Annotated in this window: 1 protein-coding gene; it reads left to right on the top strand. The window is 64.1% G+C overall.

What is annotated here, in order from left to right; genetic code table 11:
• Nucleotides 1-13: 13 nt before the first annotated feature.
• Nucleotides 14-1187: elongation factor Tu (gene tuf / locus DDE23_RS24820; protein ID WP_107755231.1), on the top strand; the 1174-nt coding region annotated here is incomplete at its 3' end.

The following is a 1187-nucleotide window of genomic DNA, read 5'->3' as shown; positions in this document are numbered from 1 at the left end:
AGGAGAAGCCATCATGGCGAAGGCAAAGTTTGAACGGACGAAACCGCACGTTAACATCGGCACGATCGGCCACGTTGACCACGGCAAGACCACGCTGACCGCGGCGATCACGAAATACTTCGGCGATTTCAAGGCCTACGATCAGATCGACGGCGCGCCGGAAGAGAAAGCGCGCGGGATCACCATCTCGACCGCGCACGTGGAATACGAGACCGCGGCGCGCCACTACGCGCACGTCGACTGCCCCGGCCACGCCGACTACGTGAAGAACATGATCACCGGTGCCGCCCAGATGGACGGCGCGATCCTGGTCTGCGCCGCCTCGGACGGCCCGATGCCGCAAACCCGCGAGCACATCCTGCTCGGCCGTCAGGTGGGCATCCCCTACATCGTGGTCTACATGAACAAGGTGGACCTGGTTGACGACGAAGAGCTGATCGAGCTGGTCGAGATGGAACTGCGCGAGCTGCTCAGCTCGTACGAGTACCCCGGCGACGACACCCCGATCATCAAGGGCTCGGCCTATCAGGCGATGATCGGCGAGATGAAGGAAATCGGCGAGGATTCGATCCGCGCGCTGATGGCCGCCGTCGACGAGTTCATCCCGACCCCGGCCCGCGCCATCGACCAGCCGTTCCTGATGCCGATCGAGGACGTGTTCTCGATCTCGGGCCGCGGCACCGTGGTGACCGGCCGTGTCGAGCGTGGCGTGATCAACGTCGGCGACGAAGTCGAGATCGTCGGCATCCGCGACACCAAGAAGTCGATCTGCACCGGCGTGGAAATGTTCCGCAAGCTGCTGGACCGCGGGGAAGCGGGCGACAACGTCGGCATCCTGCTGCGCGGCATCGAGCGTGACGGCGTCGAGCGCGGCCAGGTGCTGTGCAAGCCGAAATCGGTCAACCCGCACACCGATTTCGAAGCCGAGGCCTACATCCTGACCAAGGAAGAGGGCGGCCGTCACACGCCGTTCTTCGCCAACTACCGCCCGCAGTTCTACTTCCGGACCACGGACGTGACCGGGACCGTCAAGCTGCCGGAAGGCACCGAGATGGTGATGCCGGGCGACAACCTGAAGTTCGAAGTCTCGCTGATCGCGCCGATCGCCATGGAAGAGAAGCTCCGCTTCGCCATCCGTGAAGGCGGCCGCACCGTCGGCGCCGGCGTCGTCTCCAAGATCCTGAAGT

It is taken from the genome of Pararhodobacter aggregans (assembly GCF_003075525.1).
Lineage (GTDB): Bacteria > Pseudomonadota > Alphaproteobacteria > Rhodobacterales > Rhodobacteraceae > Pararhodobacter > Pararhodobacter aggregans.
This window is presented reverse-complemented; position numbering and strand designations above follow the sequence as displayed.